The 25,483-nt window shown below is 37.8% G+C and carries 29 protein-coding genes; 10 read left to right on the plus strand and 19 right to left on the minus strand.

The genetic code is table 11. From position 1 onward, the window contains the following. Positions 1-266: 266 nt before the first annotated feature. Complete coding sequence (locus tag AC6EI2_RS05885) at positions 267-500, minus strand: DUF1651 domain-containing protein (protein WP_498461435.1); 234 nt, start codon at positions 498-500, stop codon at positions 267-269. A 392-nt stretch (positions 501-892) separates the two neighbouring features. On the opposite strand from AC6EI2_RS05885, the gene AC6EI2_RS05890 reads away from it, so the two are divergent. Continuing rightward, positions 893-1,366, plus strand: a complete 474-nt coding sequence (locus AC6EI2_RS05890) for an EVE domain-containing protein (protein ID WP_498461436.1) — start codon at positions 893-895, stop codon at positions 1,364-1,366. A 1-nt stretch (position 1,367) separates the two neighbouring features. Here AC6EI2_RS05890 and AC6EI2_RS05895 read toward each other — a convergent pair whose 3' ends face one another. The 3 genes from AC6EI2_RS05895 to AC6EI2_RS05905 all read right to left on the minus strand — a co-directional run bounded on the left by AC6EI2_RS05895 (position 1,368) and on the right by AC6EI2_RS05905 (position 2,549). Next, positions 1,368-1,631, minus strand: coding sequence for a DUF2811 domain-containing protein (locus tag AC6EI2_RS05895; RefSeq protein WP_498461437.1), 264 nt, complete (start codon positions 1,629-1,631; stop codon positions 1,368-1,370). 303 nt (positions 1,632-1,934) lie between these two features. Further along, positions 1,935-2,315 carry a DUF1818 family protein gene (locus AC6EI2_RS05900; RefSeq protein ID WP_498461438.1) on the minus strand — a complete coding sequence of 127 codons (381 nt, stop codon included), beginning with the start codon at positions 2,313-2,315 and terminating at the stop codon, positions 1,935-1,937. Then, positions 2,316-2,549: a DNA-directed RNA polymerase subunit omega gene (locus AC6EI2_RS05905; RefSeq protein ID WP_498461439.1), complete on the minus strand. Its 234-nt coding sequence runs from the start codon at positions 2,547-2,549 to the stop codon at positions 2,316-2,318. A gap of 145 nt (positions 2,550-2,694) precedes the next feature. Between AC6EI2_RS05905 and AC6EI2_RS05910 the strand changes: the two genes are divergently transcribed. Then, entirely contained in the window at positions 2,695-4,320 is a 1,626-nt protein-coding gene (locus tag AC6EI2_RS05910) for an Hsp70 family protein (RefSeq protein WP_498461440.1), read from the plus strand. A gap of 27 nt (positions 4,321-4,347) precedes the next feature. Here the strand turns inward: AC6EI2_RS05910 and pyrR are convergent, their stop codons facing one another. Next, positions 4,348-4,899, minus strand: a complete 552-nt coding sequence (pyrR, locus tag AC6EI2_RS05915; protein WP_498461441.1) for a bifunctional pyr operon transcriptional regulator/uracil phosphoribosyltransferase PyrR — start codon at positions 4,897-4,899, stop codon at positions 4,348-4,350. 161 nt (positions 4,900-5,060) lie between these two features. Here pyrR and gpmI point away from each other — a divergent pair, with 161 nt between their 5' ends. Both gpmI and secG read left to right on the plus strand, forming a co-directional pair. Beyond that, on the plus strand, positions 5,061-6,686 hold the full coding sequence (gene gpmI / locus AC6EI2_RS05920; RefSeq protein ID WP_498461442.1) for a 2,3-bisphosphoglycerate-independent phosphoglycerate mutase: 1,626 nt from the start codon (positions 5,061-5,063) through the stop codon (positions 6,684-6,686). 12 nt (positions 6,687-6,698) lie between these two features. Next, complete coding sequence (gene secG / locus AC6EI2_RS05925; protein WP_498461443.1) at positions 6,699-6,929, plus strand: preprotein translocase subunit SecG; 231 nt, start codon at positions 6,699-6,701, stop codon at positions 6,927-6,929. Positions 6,930-7,227: 298 nt separating this feature from the next. On the opposite strand, the gene groL is transcribed toward secG, so the two are convergent. Beyond that, positions 7,228-8,859: a chaperonin GroEL gene (groL, locus tag AC6EI2_RS05930; protein WP_498461444.1), complete on the minus strand. Its 1,632-nt coding sequence runs from the start codon at positions 8,857-8,859 to the stop codon at positions 7,228-7,230. 61 nt (positions 8,860-8,920) lie between these two features. Continuing rightward, positions 8,921-9,232 carry a co-chaperone GroES gene (gene groES, locus AC6EI2_RS05935; RefSeq protein ID WP_011295315.1) on the minus strand — a complete coding sequence of 104 codons (312 nt, stop codon included), beginning with the start codon at positions 9,230-9,232 and terminating at the stop codon, positions 8,921-8,923. A gap of 223 nt (positions 9,233-9,455) precedes the next feature. Between groES and atpD the strand changes: the two genes are divergently transcribed. Continuing rightward, entirely contained in the window at positions 9,456-10,922 is a 1,467-nt protein-coding gene (atpD, locus tag AC6EI2_RS05940; RefSeq protein ID WP_498461445.1) for a F0F1 ATP synthase subunit beta, read from the plus strand. A gap of 56 nt (positions 10,923-10,978) precedes the next feature. After that, entirely contained in the window at positions 10,979-11,386 is a 408-nt protein-coding gene (gene atpC / locus AC6EI2_RS05945) for an ATP synthase F1 subunit epsilon (RefSeq protein ID WP_498461446.1), read from the plus strand. Between the two features lie 48 nt (positions 11,387-11,434). Here atpC and AC6EI2_RS05950 read toward each other — a convergent pair whose 3' ends face one another. Both AC6EI2_RS05950 and AC6EI2_RS05955 read right to left on the minus strand, forming a co-directional pair. Further along, positions 11,435-11,935: a 30S ribosomal protein PSRP-3 gene (locus AC6EI2_RS05950; RefSeq protein WP_498461447.1), complete on the minus strand. Its 501-nt coding sequence runs from the start codon at positions 11,933-11,935 to the stop codon at positions 11,435-11,437. 199 nt (positions 11,936-12,134) lie between these two features. Beyond that, a complete protein-coding gene (locus tag AC6EI2_RS05955) occupies positions 12,135-13,454 on the minus strand; it encodes an aminopeptidase P N-terminal domain-containing protein (RefSeq protein WP_498461448.1) in 1,320 nt (439 codons plus the stop codon). 96 nt (positions 13,455-13,550) lie between these two features. Between AC6EI2_RS05955 and AC6EI2_RS05960 the strand changes: the two genes are divergently transcribed. The 4 genes from AC6EI2_RS05960 to AC6EI2_RS05975 are packed head-to-tail and all read left to right on the plus strand — an operon-like array spanning position 13,551 to position 18,143. Next, the gene (locus tag AC6EI2_RS05960) at positions 13,551-14,543 is read left to right on the plus strand and encodes a CNNM domain-containing protein (RefSeq protein ID WP_498461449.1); all 993 of its coding nucleotides are present in this window, start codon (positions 13,551-13,553) and stop codon (positions 14,541-14,543) included. After that, positions 14,540-15,862: a GTP-binding protein gene (locus tag AC6EI2_RS05965; protein WP_498461450.1), complete on the plus strand. Its 1,323-nt coding sequence runs from the start codon at positions 14,540-14,542 to the stop codon at positions 15,860-15,862. The genes AC6EI2_RS05960 and AC6EI2_RS05965 overlap by 4 nt, the downstream gene beginning before the upstream one ends. Continuing rightward, on the plus strand, positions 15,859-16,446 hold the full coding sequence (locus tag AC6EI2_RS05970; RefSeq protein ID WP_498461451.1) for a nicotinate-nucleotide adenylyltransferase: 588 nt from the start codon (positions 15,859-15,861) through the stop codon (positions 16,444-16,446). The genes AC6EI2_RS05965 and AC6EI2_RS05970 overlap by 4 nt, the downstream gene beginning before the upstream one ends. Continuing rightward, positions 16,443-18,143: an NAD+ synthase gene (locus AC6EI2_RS05975; protein ID WP_498461452.1), complete on the plus strand. Its 1,701-nt coding sequence runs from the start codon at positions 16,443-16,445 to the stop codon at positions 18,141-18,143. The genes AC6EI2_RS05970 and AC6EI2_RS05975 overlap by 4 nt, the downstream gene beginning before the upstream one ends. Before the next feature lie 10 nt (positions 18,144-18,153). Here the strand turns inward: AC6EI2_RS05975 and AC6EI2_RS05980 are convergent, their stop codons facing one another. From AC6EI2_RS05980 to AC6EI2_RS06025, 10 genes are all read right to left on the minus strand, one after another. Continuing rightward, positions 18,154-19,272, minus strand: coding sequence for a DUF3326 domain-containing protein (locus AC6EI2_RS05980; protein WP_498461453.1), 1,119 nt, complete (start codon positions 19,270-19,272; stop codon positions 18,154-18,156). 16 nt (positions 19,273-19,288) lie between these two features. Then, the gene (locus AC6EI2_RS05985; protein ID WP_498461454.1) at positions 19,289-19,486 is read right to left on the minus strand and encodes a DUF8621 family protein; all 198 of its coding nucleotides are present in this window, start codon (positions 19,484-19,486) and stop codon (positions 19,289-19,291) included. A 72-nt stretch (positions 19,487-19,558) separates the two neighbouring features. After that, positions 19,559-20,509 carry a F0F1 ATP synthase subunit gamma gene (locus AC6EI2_RS05990; RefSeq protein WP_498461455.1) on the minus strand — a complete coding sequence of 317 codons (951 nt, stop codon included), beginning with the start codon at positions 20,507-20,509 and terminating at the stop codon, positions 19,559-19,561. 32 nt (positions 20,510-20,541) lie between these two features. After that, the gene (gene atpA / locus AC6EI2_RS05995; RefSeq protein ID WP_498461456.1) at positions 20,542-22,056 is read right to left on the minus strand and encodes a F0F1 ATP synthase subunit alpha; all 1,515 of its coding nucleotides are present in this window, start codon (positions 22,054-22,056) and stop codon (positions 20,542-20,544) included. 61 nt (positions 22,057-22,117) lie between these two features. After that, a complete protein-coding gene (atpH, locus tag AC6EI2_RS06000; protein WP_498461457.1) occupies positions 22,118-22,666 on the minus strand; it encodes an ATP synthase F1 subunit delta in 549 nt (182 codons plus the stop codon). Then, positions 22,666-23,178, minus strand: a complete 513-nt coding sequence (locus tag AC6EI2_RS06005) for a F0F1 ATP synthase subunit B (RefSeq protein ID WP_498461458.1) — start codon at positions 23,176-23,178, stop codon at positions 22,666-22,668. Before AC6EI2_RS06005 ends, atpH begins: the two co-directional genes overlap by 1 nt. Beyond that, positions 23,175-23,636 (minus strand): F0F1 ATP synthase subunit B', encoded by a 462-nt coding sequence (locus AC6EI2_RS06010; RefSeq protein ID WP_498461459.1) that lies wholly within the window; start codon positions 23,634-23,636, stop codon positions 23,175-23,177. The genes AC6EI2_RS06005 and AC6EI2_RS06010 overlap by 4 nt, the downstream gene beginning before the upstream one ends. 127 nt (positions 23,637-23,763) lie before the next feature. Further along, complete coding sequence (atpE, locus tag AC6EI2_RS06015; RefSeq protein ID WP_011125758.1) at positions 23,764-24,012, minus strand: ATP synthase F0 subunit C; 249 nt, start codon at positions 24,010-24,012, stop codon at positions 23,764-23,766. A 168-nt stretch (positions 24,013-24,180) separates the two neighbouring features. After that, positions 24,181-24,906: a F0F1 ATP synthase subunit A gene (atpB, locus tag AC6EI2_RS06020; protein ID WP_498461460.1), complete on the minus strand. Its 726-nt coding sequence runs from the start codon at positions 24,904-24,906 to the stop codon at positions 24,181-24,183. A 75-nt stretch (positions 24,907-24,981) separates the two neighbouring features. Further along, complete coding sequence (locus tag AC6EI2_RS06025; RefSeq protein ID WP_498461461.1) at positions 24,982-25,401, minus strand: ATP synthase subunit I; 420 nt, start codon at positions 25,399-25,401, stop codon at positions 24,982-24,984. Positions 25,402-25,483: the final 82 nt, after the last annotated feature.

Consider the following 25,483-nt stretch of genomic DNA (forward strand, 5'->3'; position numbering starts at 1 on the left):
AATATAAAGAAAATAAGGGAAAATACTTGTAGACAACAGTATACCGCGCACTAACGCCTAGGCGTTGTTACCTGTAAAATAAGGAGCTAAATAAACAGAAATCAATCCCTGTCTAGGGTTGACCCCTTTAATCGCTTTTCATAATCTATAAAAAAATAATATAAATTTCTGAAGCCTATTAACGTATAAAGCAGGACACAAAGCACCCCCATATGGGGTGTTATGGGTTGTTTTTTTTAAAGTATTTCATTCCTTTTTCCCTGTGGCTATTCCCATTGAGGTTTGATTCTTCGCCAGCCATTAGCCAAAAGGTTCTTCCATAACTGAATCGCTAGATTTCTACGCATCCTCTTACGACTCTTAAGTAGAGGTATACCATTACGTTCAAGCCTACCTTTGTCGACAATGACCTTTGGATTCTGATCCCAGCTCGACCAATCATATCTAAACCTCAATATCCAAACTCCACTCGGCTCCTTAAGCCATCCGTCACGCTTCATCCCTAGGGTTGATTATTAGTACAATTGTATTACTATTGGCGCTTTTGCGCCCAGTTCAGTGTCCAATCCGTGTCCAGATAGAGGTTCAACGACTCAATAAGCAAGACAATGACTAGCTTGGCAAGGCTATAGCTATGATTTTAAGAGCTTGCGTAACTGTGGACATAGCAGTTATGCACGTTATTAGACACAGCTTTGGACCAATTTAGAGAGGCAAAAGAGGGTGTGATTCCTTCCCAACCTGACCCTATTTTCATCGTGAACATTGTTCAAATAAGTCACGGGCGATCTGTATGAACTGAGTTAGACTTGCCTTAATCAAGAAATCTAGTGAGCGACTAGAGTCAAGTTTATTCAAACTTTATTCAAACCCTACATTTTTCCCAAGATCAATGTCAAAGAAAGAAATCAACTACTGGCTAATGAAAAGTGAGCCAGATGCTTACAGCATTAAAGATTTGCAAAAGGAAGGAGAAACCCTCTGGGATGGAATACGAAATTATCAAGCTAGAAACTTTATGAGGTCAATGGAAATTGGTGATCAAGCTTTTTTTTATCATTCAAATACTAAACCTCCTGGAATAGTTGGTTTAATGGAAATCACTGAAACCAATTTAATCGACCCATTTCAGTTTGATGAAAGTTCAAAATACTTTGACAAAAAATCAAAGAGAGAAAGCCCTCGTTGGGATTGTGTCAAGACAAAATATATCTGTGAATTTAAAAATATGATTACTTTAAAGGAGCTATCAGAAGATTACACGTCTGAAGAACTAACTTTAGTCCGCAAAGGCAATAGGCTATCAATAATGCCCATAGAAAAAGATATCGCTTTAAAACTTCTCGAAAAACTCCAGAAAAATTAATTTAAAAAGAATGAGACCCAAACATATTTCCGATATAAAGACGAGTTATCAATCTAGAACTGATACCATTTTGGATTAAGAATCCTGCAAGCGCTGCTTGTAAAAGCCTGTATTGATCCCAATTTGGATGTTTCTCAATATAAACTTTCATCGCTTGTTGAATCTGCTTGGGTATTTTTGTTTGAAAACTAATCGTATCCTCAGATTCCAAACTCTCAGAACTCTGGATCAAGCTGGTTTCTTCCATAAAATCAATATCTTTCATTTAAGAGGCTTTTGATAGTATTAAATCCACAATCAAACTACTATCAAAATCAAAGACGACTAAACGCTTTCTCGAGCCGTCTCATCCTCAGATCAAGCACTCAACTACTTTCCGCAAGGAATAATAAGTATTAGTTATCATAGTTATTAGTCTTATTTAACAATCAAATCCAAGGAATCAAACTCAGTCTTTTTCCACAGCAATTAGTTGGAACCAAGTTAATGGGATCAATCCTGTGGAAAAAATGTGAGTTAAATCCATTTGGATTTGGGGAAAAATTGAAAAACTTTTAGTTAAGTTCTCTCACAAATAGTCTGAATCCCACATTATTCTCATTGCATTAGTAACGTAAGTTGTCACATTTCTGGGCCAATAGACTTCTGCTCCTCGACTTAATAGACCATTAGCACTCAAGATCAATCTAAGGTTCCATCCATTTTGATCACCTTTTAAAATTGCCAACCAAGGGCTACGCTCTAATTCCAAAGTGATATCCTCGTCGCCCATTAATTGTTCTCTCACTGATTTGTATTGATCAGACAAATCTATTACTAGCTTAACTAGATTTTCCCACTCAAATTTATTCAACTCTATAGCCCAATTTTCTCCTCCTATAAGCGTAGAAAAGTTATCTCTCGAAGAGTCTCTAATTATTCTCCAACCCGGACCTTCTTTTTTAATCACCTAACCAGGTAATAGATCAGGCTGATCTTGTTCATCACTTAATTCAATTATGGCTCTTTGTACTGGCTTAACCGTTGATTCTTCTAAAAGGCCATCGAAATCATCAAATCTTCTTTGCTTTGCTCTAAAAGCAATCCGAACAGTAGTGAGGTAGCGGTTAGTGGATTGTCTTATGAGACTCTCCCCTCTTTTTGCTAAATCCTTTGAATTAACACCTGAACCTGACTTAATCACACTTAAAACTTTAATTTTGACTTATTCTAGAGGAGAATCGCTCATTTCTATATTTTTAGCCAAATAATAACCCTGTGTTAATTCTTCTAGACTCACTTGCTATTTATAGATTTTTCTGCTCCTATTAAAAATTCACTTAGTAAAGATGGAAAAAAATATAATCAATCAATTCGAAAACATCCTTCCAACTGAAATCAATACAAATAATTTTGGAACATTAGCCATCGATTTAGGGAGTTCAACAACGGTAGTTGTTTTTCAAAAAGAAAATGGAGAACCTCCTGAAATGCTAGATTTGCCCCCCATTAGTCGAGCTCCAGGAGAAATACCGAGCTTAATTTGGAAATTATCAGAAAAAGAAGATTCCTATTTAATTGGTCAAGAAGTTATCAATTCAAATTTAATTAATGAAAAAGAAAATAACTTAAGTCAAGACTTTAAAAGATGGATAGGATCTCAAGAAATTGAGGATATATATGATTCAAAAATCTCCCCAGAGAAAGCAGGAGAGGTTTTAATTCATAATATTTGGAGAAAAGTCTCGGAGAAGGTCAAAATCAAAAGACTAGTATTAACTGCTCCCGTAGATACATATCGAGAATATAGAACTTGGTTAATCAATGTATGTAATTCCTTAGAAGTAAAAGAAATCGCCTTAGTTGATGAACCTACCGCTGCTGCAATGGGAGCTGGACTTGAACCTGGATCCACATTACTTGTTTTAGATTTTGGAGGGAGCACAATTGACATGTCAATTGTTGCTTTAGAGGGTGGAGAGGGACAAGCCTCTCCCATTGCTCAACTTGTCAGATTTGATGGAAATAATTTAGAAGGAAAAAGCACACAAATTCTTCGAACCGCAAAAGTTCTTGGGAAATCAGGGCTTCGGTTAGGTGGCAAAGATATAGATAGATGGATATCTAATCATTTGTTACCAGAAGAGAAACCAACTAACTCAATCTTGAGAAGGGCCGAGGAGCTGAAATGTGAATTAAGTAATATCAATATAAAAGAGACATTTACTATCACTAAACAAGTAAAAAATAATGATAACGAGGAAAAGATTTTAAGACTTTCTAAAAAAGGACTTGAAGAATTACTTATAGAAAAAGGGCTCTTAAAAAGTATTGAAAAGCTTTTCAATCAAACAATTAATATCGCAAGACGCAATTCATTTGAATTAAAAGATCTTGATAGTGTTGTCTTAGTCGGAGGAGGGTCTCGAATACCTTTAATTAAAAACCATTTAAGTAATATCTGTAATTCGATCCCTTTTTTGACTCCTCCACCTATTGAGGCAATTGCTTTGGGAGCCTTAAATCTAACGCCAGGTGTTCAAGTAAAAGATGTACTAAATAAAGGGGTAAGTTTAAGATGCTGGAACAAAAAAAATGAAAAGCACATATGGCACCCTCTTTTCTTAGCAGGTCAAACATGGCCAACAATTAAACCTTTAGAAATAATTTTATCTGCAAGTGTAAATGATCAATTAAGCATAGATTTAATAATTGGAGAACCTCAAGAAGAAGGATCAAATGAGATTGTTTATATTAATGGATTACCAACTTTAAAAACTATAGAATCTAATGAGGAAATCAAAAAGATCAATAATAGTATCATTTCCATTCCGTTAGATCCTCCAGGAGAAATCGATCAAGATTGTATTAAATTAAATTTTAATATTAATGAAAATTGTCAACTTGAAGTTGAAGGGATTGATTTACGAAATAACAATAAAATCACAAGTCAAAATCTTGGGGAAATCAGATAAATATCTTATATTTTTAATATTAATCATTTAAAGTTTTTTACATAAAAAAATACCTGCCTCTCCGTCAACCTCTCTTAATCTGAGTTCAATAGTCTCATCTTTACTAGTGGGAACCACACGTCCACAAAAATCTGGTTGAATAGGCACTTCTCTATGGCCTCTATCAACCATCGCAAGAAGCGTAACTCTTGTTGCTCGGCCCCATAAATGAAGAGCTTCTAATGCAGCTTTGATAGTTCTACCGGTATAAATCACATCATCTATTAAAACGACCTCTCTATTATCAACAGAGGAGGGTAAATCTGTCACTTGAGCTATTCGAGTCCCAACTCTGGGAAGATCATCTCTATGAAAAGTAGGGTCTAAACATCCATTTTCGACTGGCTGACCAGATAATTCCTCTAAATATTTTGCTAACAATCTAGACAAATGCACACCTCTAGTTGGAATTCCAACTAGCAATAATGAACTAATACTTGGGATCTTTTCCAAAATTTGAGAAGCCAATCTTTTGATGGTTCTATCAAGTTCTTTTTCTGAAAGGATTTCTTTCTCTTTTTTTATGGCTTTATCTGGCATATTTTAAAGTCCTAAAAATTTTATTTTTTCTTAGGAATAACTTAAAGACTTTTTTAATCTAATAGGGAAAAGCTAACCAAACATCAAAGAATTAGCCTGTTTACCTATTAGGAAGTAATTTAATACGAAAGAAAACCATCAAAAGAAACAAATTTCTTTGAATGCCAAGCAGAAACACCGCTGTTTCAATGAACAAAGATAAAGTAGCACCAGTCGTGCTGGCGATACTTGACGGTTGGGGGCATAGAGAAGAAATTGAAAATAATGCAGTAAAACAGGCCTCAACGCCAGTTTTTGATGCCTTATGGCATGCTTATCCTCATACTCTTATAGAAGCCAGTGGTGGGGATGTTGGGCTACCAGATGAGCAAATGGGCAACTCTGAAGTTGGACATCTAACTATTGGAGCAGGAAGAATAATTCAACAAGAATTGGTTCGAATATCCAATACAGTCAAAGAAAATAAATTAATTGAAAATCCTGCTCTTAATGATTTTTCTAAAAATTTAAAAAAGAAAAAAGGCACTCTCCATATCATGGGACTTTGTTCTGATGGAGGAGTTCACAGTCACATCACTCATTTATGCGGCTTAATTGAATGGGCCGCCAAAAAGGGGCTAGAAAACCTCTCATTGCACTTATTCACGGATGGAAGAGATACCTCTGCAAAGAGTGCCTCTAAATACATTAAAACAATAGAAAGCAAAATCAAATCAACGGGAGTGGGCGAGATTGCATCTATATGCGGCAGATATTGGGCTATGGATCGAGATAATCGATGGGAAAGAACATTAAAAGCCTATGAATTACTGACAGATCCAGGCTTCATAATTAGCGATCTTTCAGCAGAAGAAAGTTTAAATAAAAGCTATGAAGAAGGAATTACTGATGAATTTATTGAACCAATTAGGTTATCTTCCTCTTTCTTAAAAGATGGGGATGGAGTAGTTTTTTTTAATTTTCGCCCTGATAGAGCTAGGCAATTAGTAAAGGCGATTAAGTTAAAAGATTTTGACGGATTTAAAAGAAAGAGAAAAATAGATATTGACGTCCTCACCTTTACACAATACGAATCAGGTCTTCCCGTCTCAGTTGCTTTTCCACCTGAGCCATTAAATGATTTATTAGGACAAGTAGTTTCTGATAATGGTTTAAATCAATATCGAACAGCTGAAACTGAAAAATATCCACACGTAACATATTTTTTAAATGGAGGAATTGAGAAACCATTAAAAGGAGAGGTAAGACACCTTGTGCCCTCTCCAAGAGTTGCAACATACGATCTTCAGCCTGAGATGTCAGCTGATGAGCTGACCGAAAGTTGCATCAAAGCAATTGAAAGTGGAATTTACTCTTTAGTGGTAATTAATTTTGCTAATCCAGATATGGTTGGACATTCTGGAATAATTTCAGCTGCAATAAAAGCCAATGAAAAAGTGGATAGCTGCCTTGGAAGATTATTAAATTCAATAGGGAAGCTAGGAGGATCTATTTTGATAACAGCTGATCATGGTAATTCTGAGGTTATGGTTGGCCCAGATGGCCAACCATGGACCGCCCACACAACAAATCCTGTCCCTGTAATACTTGTTGAAGGTGAAAAACGTAAATTGAGTGGATACGGGAATGATATAAAACTCAGAGAATCTGGAGGAGGATTATCTGACTTGGCTCCTACTCTTTTACACTTACTAAATTTACCAAAACCAAAAGCAATGACTGGCACAACACTTATTGAGCCGATTAACTTACCTAAAAAAACAAATCTTATTCCTCAACCTGCATAATTAAAAACAAAAATGATCATTCCACTTTTATCTTGGACTTGGGCAATTTTAGGGGTTTTTCTTATACTATTAGTTCTTCTTCATAGCCCAAAAGGCGATGGGATGGGTGGCCTTGCATCTAGCGGAAGTTCTATGTTCACAAGTGCCAGTAGCGCAGAATCTACATTAAATAGAGCGACATGGACATGCCTTATCTTATTTTTAGCCCTCGCAGTTATTCTTAGCGCAGGTTGGTTAAAATAAAGTCCAGTCTTACTCTTTCATATTTTTTAGCCTTCTAAATATTATTATTGAATAGACTTCAAAAGAACTATATTATTACTGTCAAACGTTTCTAGAAAATATTTGTTTAAAAAAAACAAGAGAAATTAATAAAATATCCCAATACTAACCAGGCAAAATAATCAAAACCTTTTCTAATTTTTTGCTCAAGGTATGTTCTTACATTTTCCAAAACCATTTTCTGATAAACAACAAAAAAGGGACAAGGTATAAGCCCTGACCCTCATTGAAATTAAAGTTTCTTTTGATTAAAAGTTAATCAATAATCAAAATCACCACCCATACCACCACCTGCTGGGGAAGCCTCTTTTTTCTCAGGTAAATCAGCCACGATGCACTCAGTAGTGAGAACCATTCCTGCTATTGAGGCAGCATTTTGCAAACCCGAGCGGGTTACCTTTGCTGGATCAACAATTCCAGCAGAAAGCATATCTACATATTCACCTGTTGCAGCATTGTAGCCATCATTGACTGGTTTTGATTTAACGTTTTCTGCAACAACTGCTCCATTAGCCCCAGCATTCTCAGCTATACGCATTAATGGAGAAGTAAGAGCCGCTTCAACAATATTTGCTCCAATTAATTCTTCCCCAGATAGATTGGAGGAAGACCAATCACCCAAGGCAGGAGCCAGATGAGCGAGTGTTGTTCCACCACCAGGAACAATTCCTTCTTCAACTGCAGCTTTAGTGGCGTTAATGGCATCCTCTAAACGAAGCTTTTTGTCTTTCATCTCAGTTTCGGTCGCAGCACCAACCTTCACTACAGCAACTCCACCAGAGAGTTTAGCTAATCTTTCTTGAAGCTTTTCTTTATCATAGGTTGAGTCGGTCTCATCCATCTGCTTTTTGATTTGTTCACATCTAGCATTAACAGCTACTTCATTACCTTCAGCAACAATTGTGGATGTGTCCTTATTGATTGTTACCCGCCTTGAAGTACCAAGCATATCAAGAGTGGCATTTTCAAGTTTTAAACCTGCATCCTCTGTTATAAGTTGGCCATTTGTCAGGACAGCCATATCTTCAAGCATCGCTTTTCTGCGATCTCCAAAACCAGGAGCTTTAACAGCTGCAACGTTTAAGACTCCTCTAAGTCTGTTAACAACCAATGTAGCTAAAGCTTCTTTTTCAATATCTTCAGCAATTATTAGGAGGGGCTTACCAGTTTTTGCAACTTGCTCTAATACAGGAACAAGATCTTGAACTAAACCAATTTTTTTGTCGGTTAAAAGTATGTAAGGTTCATCCAACACTGCTTCCATTCTTTCAGTGTCAGTTGCAAAGTAAGGGGAGATATATCCCTTATCAAAACGCATTCCTTCAGTGACCTCTAATTCAGTGGTCATTGACTTGCCTTCTTCTAGGGAAATAACACCTTCTTTGCCAACTTTATCCATTGCATCAGCAATCATCTTTCCAACTTCTTCATCATTACCCGCAGCTATGGTGCCGCATTGGGCAATTGCATTGCTGTCACTAATGGGCTTGGAATGATCTTTGATTTTTTCAACCAAAAATTCGGTTGCCTTATCAATTCCTTTTTTCAAAGTGATTGCATTAGCTCCTGCTGCAACATTTTTCAAACCAGCTTTAACCATTGCATGGGCAAGAACAGTTGCAGTAGTGGTGCCATCTCCAGCCGCATCATTGGTTTTTGAAGCAGCTTGACGAATTAGAGCAACACCTGTGTTTTCTATGTGATCTTCGAGCTCTATTTCTTTTGCGATTGTTACACCATCATTAATTATTTGAGGTGCACCAAACTTTTTCTCGAGGACAACATTCCGACCTTTAGGTCCCAAAGTGACGGCGACTGATTCAGCCAAAATGTCAATACCACGCTCGAGTGCTCGGCGGGCTTGCTCGTTGTAAATAATGCGCTTAGCCATAAGAGGCAATTTCCTTTAATTTCGAAAAGTTTTGGGTTTTGAGTTCAGCAAAAGCTGAGATCTAATTGACGACAGCAAGAATATCTTTCTCAGAAAGAAGTACGTATTCATCGCTGCCAAGCTTGATATCAGTACCTGCGTACTTACTGTAGAGAACCTTGTCTCCAACACTTACTTCTGGAGATTGACGTGAACCGTCCTCGTTACGTTTTCCAGGACCAACCTGTGCAACTTCACCGACTTGAGGTTTCTCTTTAGCAGTGTCGGGAAGCAGTATGCCCCCCGCAGTTTTCTCTTCTGATTCAGAAACTTTTACAAATACACGGTCTCCAAGTGGTTTGACAGTGGAGACGCTGAGAGATACAGCTGCCATAAATTAGTGCAGTAGCAAAAAAAACAAAAGCGCAAAGCGCTGACTCGATAAAGAGTATTACTCATTACCAACGGTATTAATTTATGCATCTAAACACTCACAAGACCACATATATTCTGTGCGGTTGACCGAACACTGAAAAAAAACGCCTGTGAAGTGGTAGTCTAAGCCGCTGATAAGAGTATGCAAATCAGAGCATGCTCACAAAGTTTCTAGTTATCTTATGGCCGCTTCTGCTACCACTACTGTCGGAACTAAGGGTATTGTTCGCCAAGTAATTGGTCCAGTTTTAGATGTTGAATTTCCAGCTGGCAAACTCCCTTCAATTCTCAATGCACTAAGGATTGAAGGCAAGAATCCTGCAGGGCAAGATGTTGCACTAACTGCAGAGGTTCAACAATTACTCGGTGATCATCGAGTCAGAGCCGTGGCCATGAGTGGAACTGACGGATTAGTCAGAGGAATGGAAGCAATAGATACAGGAGCTCCCATTTCAGTACCTGTTGGTGAAGCTACCCTTGGAAGAATTTTCAATGTTCTTGGAGAACCCGTTGATGAGCAGGGAGACCTTAAGGACGTAACAACTTCGCCAATTCACCGTTCAGCTCCAAGCCTCACAGACCTAGAAACAAAGCCAAAAGTATTCGAGACTGGTATTAAAGTTATTGATTTACTTGCTCCTTACCGCCAAGGGGGAAAAGTTGGGCTGTTTGGAGGTGCTGGTGTAGGAAAAACAGTTTTAATTCAAGAGCTAATTAACAACATTGCTAAAGAACATGGAGGAGTATCAGTTTTTGGTGGAGTTGGAGAAAGAACAAGAGAAGGTAACGATCTATACGAAGAATTCAAAGAATCTGGGGTCATAAATTCAGAGGATCTAACCAAGTCAAAAGTAGCCTTGTGCTTTGGCCAAATGAATGAGCCCCCTGGGGCAAGAATGAGAGTTGGCCTATCAGCTTTGACGATGGCTGAGCACTTTCGTGATGTAAACAAACAAGATGTTCTTTTGTTTATTGATAATATTTTCAGATTTGTTCAGGCTGGATCAGAAGTATCTGCATTATTAGGTCGTATGCCATCTGCTGTTGGATATCAGCCAACTTTAGGTACTGACGTAGGAGAGCTTCAGGAAAGGATCACCTCCACTCTTGAAGGATCTATCACCTCAATTCAAGCTGTTTATGTTCCTGCTGACGACTTAACAGATCCTGCTCCTGCTACTACTTTTGCTCATTTAGATGCTACTACTGTCCTAGCCAGAGCTCTTGCGGCTAAAGGCATCTATCCTGCTGTCGACCCACTTGACTCCACCAGCACCATGCTACAGCCATCTGTAGTAGGTGATGAGCATTACCGCACTGCCAGGGCAGTTCAATCAACACTTCAAAGATACAAAGAATTGCAAGACATCATTGCCATATTGGGATTGGACGAACTTTCAGAAGAAGACAGAAAGACAGTAGATCGTGCACGCAAAATCGAAAAATTCCTATCTCAGCCATTCTTTGTTGCTGAAATATTCACTGGTATGTCTGGTAAATATGTGAAATTAGAAGATACAATCAAAGGCTTTAACATGATTCTTTCAGGAGAACTGGACAACTTACCTGAACAAGCCTTCTATCTTGTTGGAAGCATCGAGGAAGTAAAGGCTAAAGCAGAAAAAATAGAATCTGAAGCAAAAGGTTAAAAATCTTTTCTATATACAATTACATCTAAGTACAACGTTTTCTAAACCCAAAAGATATGTCTTTAACTCTACGAGTTCTTGCTCCTGATCAAAGCGTGTTCGATGATACTGCTGATGAAATAATACTTCCAAGCACCACAGGGCTATTGGGGGTACTACCTGGTCACATTTCAATGGTTACTGCTATTGATTTTGGTGTTTTGAGGGTTTTTAAAAACGGTACGTGGGATTCAATCGCGCTAAGTGGAGGTTTCGCGGAAGTGGAATCCAATGAAGTTACAGTTTTAGTAAATAAAGCTGAGATGGGTAAAAATATTGATTCTGCCAAAGCTGAAGCTGAATTAGAACAAGCTAAAAATCAACTAAGTCAAGCTCAGGATAAAGAAACCTCCCCCGAAAAAATAAAAGCTCAAGAAGCATTGAACAAAGCTAAAGCATGGTTTAATGCTTCAAAATCTGACTAAAATTAAAACAAATTTTCCCCTTGAACAAATATTTTCTCAAAGACTTTTTTACGCCGTACCGCAGAAAGTTACATCAGGGAATTTAATTTTGGCTTGTTCTAAGGTCTTTCCTTTTCCTTCTTCTTGCCAATAATTAATCACCTCTGTTGCTTTGTTTAGAACTTCCACTCTTTCATTATCAGTAATCCAACTTTTTTCTTCTAATTGAGACTTTAATGTTTCCCATGCGTCCTCTCTTGGCCAAAAGAAATAGGCTGTAAGTGGGCTAGGCCCTCCTCCAACAATTTGATCAACGGCCAAAGCCACATTGTCTGGCAACCAAAGAATTTTTAATAAAAATCTTCCCTCATCTGCCTTTGGTGTATATCCAGAAGGTACTCCATCTGCATCTATCGTTGCAGTTGCTAATGCTGCAGCACCTCCAAGTGCACTTGGTCGACCTGATTTTGTCTCTTCAGAACTAACTTTTCCTTGGTTTTCAGATTGTGGGATTCCCTCAGTACTTGTTACATCTTCTTGCACAGTACCAGCCTCTTCAGAAACCATCATCTCTAAGTTTTCTACTAGCTAACAAGATAACAACCTAACAGGAACTAGGACCTATTTGAATAACTAGATTAGGAATTCAAAAGGTTTTCTATTATTTGATAATGAAGGGATTATGAAAATAGAAAATTATTTGGGAAGATTAATTCCTCATTGTCATTCAATTAAACAGATTTTTTTGGAATTTTCTCAATGAATTCAATCATTTTTCCAAATCATTCACATTCTTAGTCGCACCACGACTCAATACTTCTACAGAATTTTTTGTTACTAAAACATCATCTTCAATGCGAATCCCAATACCCTTCCACCTCTCATCTATCTCAGGCTGCCCCTCGGGTACTGCTAAACGATCACTTATGTAAATACCAGGTTCAACTGTTAAAACCATTCCAGGTTCAAGCTTCATATGATAATCACCGAGTCGATATGCCCCTACATCATGAACATCAAGACCTAACCAATGACCTGTTCGATGCATATACAAATGAGAGTAAGCTTCTTGTTCAATGATCGAATCCACTTCGCCAACAAGCAGGCCAATATCAACCAAACCTTTAACAAGATGCTTCAAGGCAGTCATATGTACATTTTCGGTGTTAGCACCTGGTTTAACACATTGAATTGCGGCTTCTTGAGCTGTGAGAGTAATTTCATATAAAGCTTTTTGTTCTCCAGAAAATCTGCCACTAGCAGGGAAGGTTCTTGTTATGTCGCCATTGTAATAATCATCCAAAGAGCAACCAGCGTCTATCAAAACAAGCTCTCCATCTCTTATTGGTGAATTATTTGCCGTGTAATGAAGTACACATGCATTGTCACCTGAAGCAACTATTGAGCCATAAGCAGGACCTCTTGTCCCCTTTTCAAGAAAGTATTTTTCTATTTGAGCTTGCAAATCTCTCTCATTCATCCCAGGGCGTGCATATTCTCTAACTATTTCATGACCCTCTGCAGAAATTTTTGATGCGATACGCATCCTTTCTATCTCAAACTCATCTTTACGAAGTCTCAGGTCATGAAGTATTGGGCAAGGTGCAATCATTGAAAACGGAGCGCAGCCACTTCTAGGAAGTTTTTGTAAGTGCTCAGACCAAGTTTTCAAAACTAAAGGTTCCAAATGTGGATGTTTCCCAACTCGAAACGCAATCCCTTCAGCCCCTTTTAAATAATGAGGCAAAAGGTTTGGTAATTCATTTAAAGGATGGGATATATCTACATCGAAATTATCTAAAACTCCTTTTATTCCCCACCTAAAGCCAGTCCAAACTTCTGCTGCAGACTCTTTTGGCAATACGAACAATACATATTGCTCTCCCTTGGGTTTATGAGGTAAAAACAACGCTACTGCATTTGGCTCATCGAAACCAGTTAAATACCAAAAATCACTATTTTGCCTGAAAGGATATTCACAATCTGCATGATGAGTCACGAGTTCTGCAGCGGGGATAATGGCCGCATATTCTCCTAAATGTGACAGAAATATGTCTCTACGGCGACGAAAAATGCTTGAATCAGCCACAAAAATAACTCTATTTACTCTTTAGGATGGCAAGAGAACTGACTTAGTGGAAAAATAAAAGCAAAAGATCCTTACTATTTAAAAAATCTTTAGGGGATGAGCCAAGACATTCTGCTCTTAACTGCTCTTATCGCAATTATTTTAATGGGTTCTGCAATGTGCTCAGGGATAGAAGCAGCATTATTGGCTGTCAACCCATTACGCGTGCATGAGCTTGCCAGAAGAAGACCAAAAGTACTGGGAGCTAGAAGATTAGAGAAATTACGTCACCGAATTGGAAGAACTCTAACTGTAGTCACCATTGCTAATAACAGTTTCAATATTTTTGGAAGTTTAATGGTTGGTAGCTACGCAAGTTTTATTTTTCAAAATAGGATCGGAAATGTAAAGCCAATATTTTTCATTGGCCTAACCATTCTTGTTTTACTTCTTGGAGAAATCGTACCCAAAGCACTAGGTACGAGGCTTGCATTGCAAATAAGCTTAACGAGTGCACCTGTGCTTGATTTCTTAAGTATAGTTATGCGTCCATTGCTAATAGTTCTTGAACGTCTACTACCAATTATCACTGCCAAGAGCGAGCTAACAACAGACGAAGAAGAAATAAGACAGATGGCCAGGCTTGGATCTCAAATAGGTCAAATAGAAGCAGATGAGGCTGCAATGATATCCAAAGTTTTTCAGCTTAATGATCTTACGGCTAAAGATCTAATGACTCCACGAGTTGCTGCTCCAACACTTCCAGGAAGAGTTTCTTTGCAATCTGTTAAATCAAATTTATTAGAAAATAATGCCACATGGTGGGTAGTATTAGGGGAAGAAGTAGACAAGGTTGTTGGTGTCGCTAACCGTGAAAAGCTTCTAGCCTCTTTACTTCAAGGAGACTCTCATTTAACTCCTTACGATCTAAGCGAAAATGTAGAGTTTGTGCCAGAAATGATTCGAGTAGATAGACTACTGATTGGTTTTAATGAAGACAAAAATGGAGTCAGAGTTGTGGTAGATGAATTTGGTGGATTTGTTGGTTTAATAGGAGCAGAAGCTGTATTGGCGGTTTTGGCTGGTTGGTGGAGAAAATCAAATAAATGATTAACAAAACAGACATAGCTACAAAATGCAAGTTTTGCATTGATCAATGGAAAGAGAATCTAAATCTTACTAATTACGAGAGAACTAAGTTTGCTGATATTTTAAATCAGCTAGAAGTTCAAATAAACAAATTAGAAAAAAAAGAACTACGCATATCAGTATATGGACGAGTTGGAGTTGGGAAATCAAGCTTGTTAAATGCATTAGTTGGAAAGCAAATCTTTCCAACCGATGTGCTAAACGGGAATACAAAGACTACGAAATCTTATACGTTGGAGAAAAGATTTAGCAGCTTAAACAAAGTTGAAATAATAGACTCTCCTGGTATAGATGAAATAAATAAAACTAATCAAGAAGAAATACATTTTAATTACATATTAGATACGGATTTAATTCTCTTTGTAATTGATAGTGATCTAACTCGAATCGAATTGAATTCTATTGAACAGCTATTAAGGCATAATAAACCCATACTAATAGTCTTAAATCGTTGTGATCAATGGAATGCAAAAGAGACAAAGTTAATACTCTCTAGTATTCACAGAAAATTATCATTTTGCAAACAGAAAATTAAAATTTCTCTAGTATCATCGTCTCCAAGGGAAGCAAAAATAAAACCAGACGGGACTGTTAGAAGTGAACAAAAAACACCTAAAGTTGATATTCTCAAGAATGAACTTAAAGATATTCTCGATCAAAGCGGGGAATTACTACTTTGTGTAAATAGTCTTAGGATTGCAGACTATTTATACAAATCACTTAAGGAGAATCGACTACTTAAAAACAAAGCAGAAGCACAAAGCTTAATCGGCAAATTTGCAACTTTAAAAGCCTCAGGAGTAGCAATTAATCCCTTTTTAATGATTGATCTTCTTACTGGTCTTGCTTTTGATAGTGCCCTTGTTATCCAATTAAGTAAATTATATGGTTTAGAGGTAGGTGGTCCATCCGCTAGACAATTAGTTAAAAAGCTTGGTTTTCAAAATTCATTACTTGGGGGGGCACAAATAGGCATACAATTTACTTTAAACATTTTCAAGAAAATACTGTTACTTGCTGCACCTCTTACGGGAGGATTAAGCCTTGCACCCACTGCTTTAATAGCCATTGTACAAGCAACTCTTGCGATTCATTCAACAAAAATCATAGGTCGTCTCGCAGCTTATAAATTTTTAAGGAGTACAAATAAAAAAGATGGGAGACCTCGATTAATGTTGAACTATATTCTCAAAAAAAATACAGACTTTCGAATAATGCTTGGTGACTATAAATTTCTTACATCAAGTACGACAAAAAACAAGAATTATTTGTTGCCATGAAAGCAAAACTGAGCAAAATAGCACTATTCGGAACAAGTGCTGATCCGCCTACCTTAGGTCACGAGGCCATGTTGAATGAATTAACAAAAATCTTCCCAAAAGTCATAACATGGGCAAGTGATAACCCTGATAAAACACATCAAATTCCCCTTCTAAAAAGAACTCAGCTTTTAAGAATACTTGTACAAAAAATTTCACATCCTAAATTAGAGCTAGTTCAAGAATTGAGTAGTCCTAGGACAATTGATACTCTAAAAAAAGCTTCTCAACTATGGCCCGAAGCGAAGTTAAGTTTTGTAATTGGTAGTGATTTAGCTTCTCAAATTCCAAAATGGCTCAATGCCAGATCTATTCTCAGTAAAGCAGCAATAGCTATCACAATGAGAGATGGATGGCCAATTAGCGATAATCAATTAGATGAAATTAAAAATCTTGGTGGTGAAATTAATCTATTGCCTTTTAATATACCTGAATCATCAAGTTCGAAATTCAGAGAAAGACCTCAAGAAGTTCTTGTCCCTCAAGAGCTTGTTCCATTACTAATTGAAGAAAATCTATACGGTCTGGCAGATAACAAACAATGAAATTAGCCTTAGCCCAACTAAATCCAGTCATTGGAGATCTTGATGGTAATACAGAAAAAATATTTGAAGTATGCAAAGAGCTGAAGAACGAAGATGTTGATCTAGTAATAACACCAGAGCTTTCTTTAATCGGCTACCCTCCAAAAGACTTACTATTTAATCCAAAACTGTTCGAAGAGGAAAAAGATGTCCTAAACAAATTAAGCGAAAGATTAAGTAATCTTAGTCAAGACTTATCTGTATTAATTGGTATCGCAGAACCAACTCCAGATAAAGAAATTCCTAAACTTTATAATTCTGTTGTTATTCTAGAAAAAGGTTCCTGGAGAATCGTTGCGAGGAAGCAACTCCTACCCACATACGATGTGTTTGATGAAAAACGCTATTTTCGTTCTGCAGAAAATAGTAGTATTTTAAATTTTAATACCAAAAAAAAACTCTGGAAGATTGGAATAACTATTTGTGAAGATATATGGGTTGAAAAAAACTTACAAAATGAGAAGATCCAAGGGAAAGACCCTTTAAGATCCCTAGAACAAGAAAAATTAGATTTACTGATCAATCTCTCAGCTTCTCCATTTATTGAAGCTAAAAGTTTACTACGCCAACGCATAGCAGCCAAAGCAGCTATACGTCTTTCATGCCCCGTGATCTATGTAAATCAAGTAGGAGGGAATGATGAATTAATTTTTGACGGTTCTAGTTTTGCTCTTAACAATGAAGGGAAATTACGGCATGAACTTCCTGCCTTCACAGAGTCAATTAGTCTTTGTGAAATATCTTCCCTCAAACAAAAAGCCTCGATATCGAGTAAGACTCCAACATCACAAGAAGTTCTTTTCAGAGCTTTAGTTCTTGGAGTTAAAGATTATGCAAGGAAATGTAATTTCAAAAGTGCGATTATTGGATTAAGTGGGGGTATCGACTCAGCACTAGTAGCCGCTATTGCTGTCGCAGCTTTAGGCAAGTCTAAAGTTCATGCAATTTTAATGCCATCTCCATGGAGTTCAGCAGGGTCTGTAAATGATGCCACGGCGTTAGCTAATCGACTTGGAATAAATCATCAAAGGATCCCGATCTCAGCCATAATGAATAGTTTCAACGATGTTTTATCTAATTCAATATGGGGTATACCAACAGGTATAACAGCTGAAAATCTACAATCTCGTATTAGAGGAACAATATTGATGGCTCTTGCAAATCAAAGGAAGCATTTACTTCTATCTACAGGAAATAAATCAGAACTGGCTGTAGGTTATTGCACCCTTTACGGAGACATGAACGGAGGCTTGTCTGTAATTGGAGATCTTTATAAGACAAGTGTATTTGATCTATGTGATTGGATAGATGGCGAGTCATCATCTACTTGTAGAAATGATTTCTTCCTCCCTGAAACAGGAGAAATCATAAGCTCTGAAATAAGAAGCAAGCCTCCAAGTGCTGAATTAAGACCAGAGCAATTAGATAGCGACTCTTTGCCGGATTATTTCATTCTTGATCCAATACTAAACGGTTTAATTGAACAGCATTTACCAACTGAAGTTTTAATAGAAAAAGGTTTTGATAAGCAGATAGTTCTCCAAGTCGCCAATTTATTAAAGAAAGCTGAATTCAAACGTTATCAAGCCCCTCCTTTGTTGAAAATCAGTCACCAAGCTTTTGGAAGTGGGTGGAAAAAGCCAATAGCCTCAAGATAAGTCTTTGAATCTACTTCTTTTCGTCATTAATTTCTTTTAAGCAATCAATTGGTCTTCGTAGAGACTTAATATTAATCCCATGACGTAAAGCTGTTATTAGTCCCGCAGCCTCTAAATAATTCTCAGCATACAAAATATGCTTATCTTTATCACCAGGTACGCAATCTAGCCTCATCTTTTTGGAGCTTACATTTAATACTCCTTGATTAGAAACCACTATTAAAGGAATAAATCTTTCGATGCAAGACAAAACTGCTTCGCCACCCAATGCACCCTGCGGAACAACAACAGCTCCCAAATCACTATTCCTTAATAAAGTTCTCACCTGTGAAAAAGCATTATCTTTGGTATTCATAGCTGACTTGCCGATCAGATCAGGTGCACGACTAAGACCAACTAAAACACTTTGCAAAAATGTATACCCAATCTCCTCTCCCGAGGTTCGAGGATCTAGATCATAATCAATTGGTAATGGAGCTAACCCCGGTGCATGGGCACAAGGAATCAGTAAATGTTTTACAAGGAAATGACTGATTACAGCCTCGAGTCCCGCAATGACATCAACACCATTACCTTGTCTATAAAGTTGAGTTTCTAATTCATCACTATCATCAGGAAAACGCGTTACTACAGCAATTGCTGTTGCACCAGCTTTCTTCAGTTTTTCGGCAGCTCTCAAAAGAACATCTGGATCTTCTATACTCCCCCAACTTGAACCACTTAAACCTTTCCTCAGATTCATTCTTATAGCTCTTTCAGTTGTAATTACAGGACCAATATCTAGACCCAGGGTCGCGATACAGCCATCAGCAACTTGTAAATGTCTTTTTTTCAAGTCAGGCTCTAAACCAGCATCTAATAGCAAACCTACTTTTTGTTGTCTTACTGGCTTGAGAAATACTTCTCCAGCGGCAAAAAGATTTAAACTATAACCTTCTACATATTGGATACAAGTATCTGGCCAATACAAAGATCCACCATTCATAACATTGGGATGAGTTATCAAACAGTCACTCACAGAAGCCAATAATCTTGCAACGGGTATTGCATCTCCTGCATAGCCACCGATACTGCACCCTATACCTGTAGGAATAATCAATAATGTAGGGAAAGGATCAGTATTTGTCATAAGAGATCAATCCAATTCAGGGATTAACGCCTTTTTCCTTATCCTGATTAATAATCAATACAACTTCCAGCGATATTATCTGGATTTTTTTTTCAGAACGAGTCGTCACTGAAGTAATTGCCCACCTTAGTGGGTCACCAAATTCTCTTAGAACAGATAAAATATGTTTTTTTAAGTCAACTATGCACAATTCATAAGGCCAATCAATGTCCATTTCTATAAATTCAAGTTTCACTTTATTAATTACTTATACTTTGCGAATTTGCAAAATTAGATAAATAAGAAACTACGCTGCAGCTCCACCAACAACTTCTAAAATTTCTTGTGTAATTGCTGCTTGTCTAGCCTTGTTGTAATCAATAGTAAGGTTTTTAGCCAACTCCTTAGCGTTATCACTAGCATTATTCATTGCAGTCATCCTACTCGCCAACTCTGAAGCAGCTGACTCCTGTAACGCACGTAGTAATTGATTCTGTAAATAAAGAGGCAAAAGAGCATTCAAAAGTTGATCAGGACTTTGTTCGAAAACAATATCCGAAGGTAATTTCGGTTCTTCATTCGAAGGAGCTGCATCTTTTTCAATAATTAGTTGGCTATCTTTTGTAGTTAATCTAAAAATCTCATCTTCTGAATCTGCTATTCCTTGAGGATCTAAAGGTAAAAGAGTTTGTATTGTTGGGTTACAACTAACCAAACTTACAAACTTAGTATAAATGACCTCTACTCGATCTGTACTTTCGGAGAGAAATTCTGCTAATACTTCACTCGTAATAGAGCTAGCATCCTCAGAGGTAGGCACTTGTTCTAATTCTTTAAAAGTAGCTCTTATATTGTAAAGGCTAGATCTATTTTCGAAATAACCTATTGCTTTCTTACCGATTAAGACTAGGTCAGGACTATATCCTTGACTTTTTAATTCGGCATAGCGTTTCTCTGTTCTTTTAATAATATTTGCATTGTAACCTCCACATAATCCTCTATCCCCAGTAACAGCCAAGAGAGTGATTGTCTTAACTTCACGTCTATTTAGCAGAGGAGAGTCAGCAGCTTCAAACTGCATCCTTGATTGTATATTTTCTAAAACCCTTGCCAATCGATCAGCAAAAGGTCTACTCCTTAGGACCTGATCCTGTGCTCTCCGAACTTTTGCAGCAGCAACTAGTCTCATCGCTTCTGTAATTTTCCTTGTGTTTTTGACAGATACAATTCTGTCTCGTATGTCCTTGAGGTTAGCCATAGGTAATTTTCTCTCTTAGATAGCCTTTGCGTTTAAGCTGCAAGCATTGAGGATTTAACCTCGTTAATAGCATCTTTAAGCATTGACTCAGATGCTTCACTTAATACTTTTTCCGAGAGAACATTATTAATAAAATCAGCCTTATTTGTTTTTAGATAATCACGCAATTCACGAGCAAATTTTGTAACTTCCTCCTCAGGCACCTCATCAATCAATCCTTTAACCCCTGCATAAACAATAGCTACTTGCTCAGCTAAATTCAGAGGATCAAATTGGGGTTGTTTAAGTAGTTCTCTTAGTCTTTTCCCCCTACCTAATTGCTTTTGAGTAGCCTCATCAAGATCAGATGCGAATTGAGAGAATGCCGCAAGTTCATCAAACTGAGCTAGCTCAAGTTTTAAAGTACCAGCTATTTTCTTAATAGCTTTCGTTTGAGCAGCTCCTCCCACTCGGCTAACTGAAATACCAACGTTAATTGCAGGTCTTAATCCAGAGTTAAATAAGTCAGAGCTCAAGAAGATTTGACCATCAGTAATTGAAATAACATTGGTTGGGATATAAGCAGAAACATCTCCTGCTTGCGTTTCAATAATAGGCAAAGAGGTCATTGACCCTGCACCCATCGAATCAGAAAGTTTTGCAGCTCTCTCTAGTAAACGACTATGGCAATAAAAAACATCTCCTGGATATGCTTCACGACCTGGTGGACGACGTAAAAGTAATGACATTTGCCTGTAAGCCTGAGCTTGCTTGGTTAAGTCGTCATAAATAACTAGTGTCGCCTTACCTTGATACATAAAGTGTTCTGCAATTGCTGCACCTGTATAAGGGGCTAAATATTGCAAAGCTGCAGCTTCAGATGCACCTGCATTAACAATAATTGTGTAATCCAAAGCTCCTTTTTCTTTCAAAACTTCAACTACATTTGCCACTGATGCTTGTTTTTGACCAACGGCCACATAGACACAAACAACATCTTGACCTTTTTGATTGATTATTGTATCGATTGCTATTGCAGTTTTTCCTGTTTGACGATCACCAATAATCAACTCTCTCTGACCTCTTCCAATAGGAATCATCGCATCAATGGATGTTATGCCCGTTTGCATAGGCTCATGTACTGACTTCCTCTTAATAATTCCTGGAGCTATTGACTCAATTAGTCTTGAGTCAGTTGTAGCCATCTCACCTTTCCCATCTATTTGCTGTCCAAGAGGGTTAACAACTCTTCCTAACATTGCCTCACCAACTGGGACTGAAGCGATCTTTCCAGTTGCTTTTACTGTGCTTCCCTCTTGCACTCCTAGAGCTTCACCCATCAAAACGACACCGACATTGTCATCTTCAAGGTTTAATGCAATACCTTCTGTTCCATCCTCGAATTCAACAAGCTCACCTGCCATAACCTTTTCAAGTCCATAAACTCTTGCGATACCATCTCCAATTTGTAAAACAGTACCTACATTGCTTACAGATACTGATTTATCGTAATCAGCAATTTGCTGTTTTAGAATTGAACTGATCTCGTCGGGACGTATAGAAACCATGGGATTTACTTAAAATGGGGAAGATGAAAGGGAGGGGGAAGAGGAAAAAGTCAGAAGAGAATTAACTGACCTTGGCCAAAGCAAGACCAAGTCGTCTAACTTGCCCTGCGATGCTGGCATCAATGACCTTTGATCCAACATTGACCACAAAGCCACCTAGCAATTCAGAGTCGACCTTTAGATCGATTTCCAAATTATCTGTACCAGCTATGGATTGTACTTTCTTAAGTAGCTCAGATTGTTGATCTTCACTTAAAGCTGAAGCTGAGGTAATTGTTGCCAAAGCAATATTTCTTTGCTCTCGATAGATTTCCAATAATCTTTCAAGAACAGAATTCAACAAACCTATTCTCTGCCGATCTGCTAAAAGTTTTAGAAGATTTAAGAAAGAGGGAGTGACCTGACTAGAAAAAAGTTTTTCTAAAGCTGCTTTCTTCTGATTAACCTCTAAAACTGGTGATGACATTGCATCACTAAATTCAGGGCAAGAATTCCAAAGTTCTAAAATAGATTTAGCTTGTTTTACTACTTCATCCACCTCGTTACGGCTCTCAGCGACTTGAATGAAAGCTTCGGCATAAGGAGTAGTAATGGTATTAAGTAGTGGCATTAGTTGTCTCCAATATTTTTAATTGACTGTTTAAGAAAAATATCTTGAGTATTTGAATCTAACTTTTTAGGAAGCATTGTTAAAGCTTTTTCAATAGCAAGTTCTGCAGCCTCTTTCCTTAATTGGGAAGTCACTCTTGCAGCTTCAGCATTTAAATCAGAGGCAGCACCTTGTTTAATTCTTGCCATTTCCTCAACAGTCCTTTTTTCACTCTCCAAACGAATTGCCTCTGCTCTGGCTTTGCAGTCATTTCTAATTTTTTCTGCTTTTTGCTTAGCGGAGGCAAGCTCGTCTTTTGCTTTTGAAAGGGAATCTTGCGCTTGGGAAAAACGCTCTTCTGCTTCTTTTAAGTCAGAAAGTATTGAAGTCCTTCGTCTTTCTAGGATTTTTCCTAAAAAGCCTGGTAAGAACTTATAGAGGCCAAAAACAACAACTGCTAAGTTGATAATGTTGGTCTCAAAAATATTTAAGTTGAGACCAAAGCCTTCGGAAGCGAAAATTAAAGAAGTCATTTTTTTGCCAATAGTCTTTCAATAATCAAATCACCAAGATTTTCAGCTTCGCTTTTGAGTTGATTAAGAGCTTCATCTCTTTGCGAATCAATCTCACGCCTAGCTTTTTCTCTTGATGCATTTGCCTCTGAAGTAGCAAGAGCAAGAGCTTCTTTATAAAGATTCTCAGAATCCTGCTCTGCCTCAAGAATCACCTTCTGAGCTTCGAGTCGAGCTTCTTTTAGCTGCTCTTTGAGTTCAGTCTCTAGTCGTTCGACTTCAGCGATTTTTTTCTTTGCTTCTGCCCGACTGGTATTTACAAAATCCTCTCTTTCTTCAACAACCCGCCCAACAGGTTTGAAGAAAAGAGCATTAAGTATGAAAGTAAGCAACACAACCTGAACCGCCATAAGCGGAAGTGTTGCATCGAAATCAAACAGACCTCCCTCAGAGGCACCAAACAAAAACAAAGTTGGCATTAGCTAAGGTGCAAGAAATTAAGCGAGCCGAATAACGGCAATTGAAATTTGCTAAGGAATTTTCAAATATTTGGGCTGAAAGTAAATCAATTAATTGATTTACTCAATCAGCCCTTTTTTGAAATACTCAACCAGCAAAAGGGTTAGCGAAGAGAAGCACCAATGCAACCACAAGGCCATAAATGGTAAGTGATTCCATGAAAGCGAAAGAAAGAAGCAGAGTACCTCTGATCTTTCCCTCAGCTTCTGGCTGACGGGCTATACCCTCTACTGCTCCTTGTGCAGCACTACCCTGACCGATACCAGGGCCTATTGCGCCAAGGCCTACAGCTAAACCAGCTGCAACAACTGATGCGGCGGTGGTAATGGAATCCATAATTCTGCTAAAGATGTGTAGCGCTTTAAACGCTTAAAGAGTTGTGAACGGGAGTTTATACCTGCGAGGGGTGAATCTCATAGTTCTTGAGATGATACTGAAAGAATTTCAGGCCTCAAAGCAGGAAATTTGCCATTGAAAAGTTAATTCAGTAGCAAAAAATCATGATTAATGATGCTCTTCAACTGCTTCCCCGATGTAATAAGCAGCAAGAGTTGCAAAAATCAGAGCTTGAATAGCACTAGTAAACAAGCCTAGAAACATAACAGGAACCGGAAGAACAAGAGGCACAAGAAAAACAAGTACCGCTACTACAAGTTCGTCTGCGAGAATGTTTCCAAATAGACGGAATGAGAGAGATAGAGGCTTTGTGAAGTCTTCTACAATTTTGAACGGGAGCATTATTGGCGTTGGGTGAACGTAATACTCGAAGTAACGCAAACCCTTATTGCTCAACCCCGCGTAGAAATATGAAAGAGATACCAGTAGTGCTAAAGCAACAGTTGTATTTATGTCAGCTGTAGGTGCACCAAGTTCTCCACTTGGTAGTTCAATCAGCTTCCAGGGAACTAATGCTCCGCCCCAATTGCTCACAAATATGAACAGAAAGAGGGTTCCGATGAAAGGCATCCAATCTCTATAAACCTTTTCACCAATTTGTGTTCTAGCCAGATCACGTATGTAATCCCACAGAAATTCCAAAAGATTTTGAACCCCTTTTGGATCACGGTCCATTTTTTTTGTTCCAATGACCACCAAGGCAAGCAAAGCGCCTATGAGCAGCCATGAAGTCATAAAAACTTGGCCGTGAATTCTAAAATTTCCAATTTGCCAATAAAGGTGTTGACCCACCTCTAATTCGGCCAAAGGAAAAACAAATGGTAAAAAACCCATTTATCTGGTAGTTAGGTTGCGTAGAAAAAAAAAGCCAAACAAACAAAACTTAAAAATTTGATTTCTAACAAGCAATTAAGGCATAGATAGAAACTGAATAATTAACGCTGGTTTATAAAGCAAAAATCCTAATAAAGCCGGAATCAAATCAAGTTGAGGAAATCTAGAAGACACCAAAACCAAAAGAACCGGAACTAACAACTGGACTTTACCGACAATTTTTGATGAAGTACCTAACCTTCCAACCCCGCGAGCAAGCAAGCGAAAATAAAGAATTCCTGATAAAGCACCAATAAATAGGCTTGCACTAGCTTGGATTCCACAAAAGAAACCTGCTATGCCAACAGAAAAAATAGTCAATAAAAATGTCAGACGGAATACTCGAAGTTGAAGTTCAAGATATTCGTCTGATTTGACTCTGGACGATGTGTCCAATGAGTCCATATCCAGAAGAGGATCATGACTTGAGCATTTGTCAACGGTCTCAGATGCCACAAAATTTCCTCCTTTTGGAGTTTCTTAGTGATAGCGAGAAGTTGTTTTGCAAACAAGACACCTAAGCTCTCTGCAAAGGCCC

The organism is Prochlorococcus sp. MIT2302, from assembly GCF_059772385.1.

What these genes read in the sequence shown, in the direction of transcription:
- AC6EI2_RS05885 (WP_498461435.1), bottom strand. Translation starts at nt 500, where the DNA reads ATGAAGCGTGACGGATGGCTTAAGGAGCCGAGTGGAGTTTGGATATTG.
- AC6EI2_RS05890 (WP_498461436.1), top strand. Translation starts at nt 893, where the DNA reads ATGTCAAAGAAAGAAATCAACTACTGGCTAATGAAAAGTGAGCCAGAT.
- AC6EI2_RS05895 (WP_498461437.1), bottom strand. Translation starts at nt 1,631, where the DNA reads ATGAAAGATATTGATTTTATGGAAGAAACCAGCTTGATCCAGAGTTCT.
- AC6EI2_RS05910 (WP_498461440.1), top strand. Translation starts at nt 2,695, where the DNA reads ATGGAAAAAAATATAATCAATCAATTCGAAAACATCCTTCCAACTGAA.
- pyrR (WP_498461441.1), bottom strand. Translation starts at nt 4,899, where the DNA reads ATGCCAGATAAAGCCATAAAAAAAGAGAAAGAAATCCTTTCAGAAAAA.
- gpmI (WP_498461442.1), top strand. Translation starts at nt 5,061, where the DNA reads ATGCCAAGCAGAAACACCGCTGTTTCAATGAACAAAGATAAAGTAGCA.
- secG (WP_498461443.1), top strand. Translation starts at nt 6,699, where the DNA reads ATGATCATTCCACTTTTATCTTGGACTTGGGCAATTTTAGGGGTTTTT.
- groL (WP_498461444.1), bottom strand. Translation starts at nt 8,859, where the DNA reads ATGGCTAAGCGCATTATTTACAACGAGCAAGCCCGCCGAGCACTCGAG.
- groES (WP_011295315.1), bottom strand. Translation starts at nt 9,232, where the DNA reads ATGGCAGCTGTATCTCTCAGCGTCTCCACTGTCAAACCACTTGGAGAC.
- atpD (WP_498461445.1), top strand. Translation starts at nt 9,456, where the DNA reads ATGGCCGCTTCTGCTACCACTACTGTCGGAACTAAGGGTATTGTTCGC.
- atpC (WP_498461446.1), top strand. Translation starts at nt 10,979, where the DNA reads ATGTCTTTAACTCTACGAGTTCTTGCTCCTGATCAAAGCGTGTTCGAT.
- AC6EI2_RS05950 (WP_498461447.1), bottom strand. Translation starts at nt 11,935, where the DNA reads ATGATGGTTTCTGAAGAGGCTGGTACTGTGCAAGAAGATGTAACAAGT.
- AC6EI2_RS05960 (WP_498461449.1), top strand. Translation starts at nt 13,551, where the DNA reads ATGAGCCAAGACATTCTGCTCTTAACTGCTCTTATCGCAATTATTTTA.
- AC6EI2_RS05965 (WP_498461450.1), top strand. Translation starts at nt 14,540, where the DNA reads ATGATTAACAAAACAGACATAGCTACAAAATGCAAGTTTTGCATTGAT.
- AC6EI2_RS05970 (WP_498461451.1), top strand. Translation starts at nt 15,859, where the DNA reads ATGAAAGCAAAACTGAGCAAAATAGCACTATTCGGAACAAGTGCTGAT.
- AC6EI2_RS05975 (WP_498461452.1), top strand. Translation starts at nt 16,443, where the DNA reads ATGAAATTAGCCTTAGCCCAACTAAATCCAGTCATTGGAGATCTTGAT.
- AC6EI2_RS05980 (WP_498461453.1), bottom strand. Translation starts at nt 19,272, where the DNA reads ATGACAAATACTGATCCTTTCCCTACATTATTGATTATTCCTACAGGT.
- AC6EI2_RS05985 (WP_498461454.1), bottom strand. Translation starts at nt 19,486, where the DNA reads ATGGACATTGATTGGCCTTATGAATTGTGCATAGTTGACTTAAAAAAA.
- AC6EI2_RS05990 (WP_498461455.1), bottom strand. Translation starts at nt 20,509, where the DNA reads ATGGCTAACCTCAAGGACATACGAGACAGAATTGTATCTGTCAAAAAC.
- atpA (WP_498461456.1), bottom strand. Translation starts at nt 22,056, where the DNA reads ATGGTTTCTATACGTCCCGACGAGATCAGTTCAATTCTAAAACAGCAA.
- atpH (WP_498461457.1), bottom strand. Translation starts at nt 22,666, where the DNA reads ATGCCACTACTTAATACCATTACTACTCCTTATGCCGAAGCTTTCATT.
- AC6EI2_RS06005 (WP_498461458.1), bottom strand. Translation starts at nt 23,178, where the DNA reads ATGACTTCTTTAATTTTCGCTTCCGAAGGCTTTGGTCTCAACTTAAAT.
- AC6EI2_RS06010 (WP_498461459.1), bottom strand. Translation starts at nt 23,636, where the DNA reads ATGCCAACTTTGTTTTTGTTTGGTGCCTCTGAGGGAGGTCTGTTTGAT.
- atpE (WP_011125758.1), bottom strand. Translation starts at nt 24,012, where the DNA reads ATGGATTCCATTACCACCGCCGCATCAGTTGTTGCAGCTGGTTTAGCT.
- atpB (WP_498461460.1), bottom strand. Translation starts at nt 24,906, where the DNA reads ATGGGTTTTTTACCATTTGTTTTTCCTTTGGCCGAATTAGAGGTGGGT.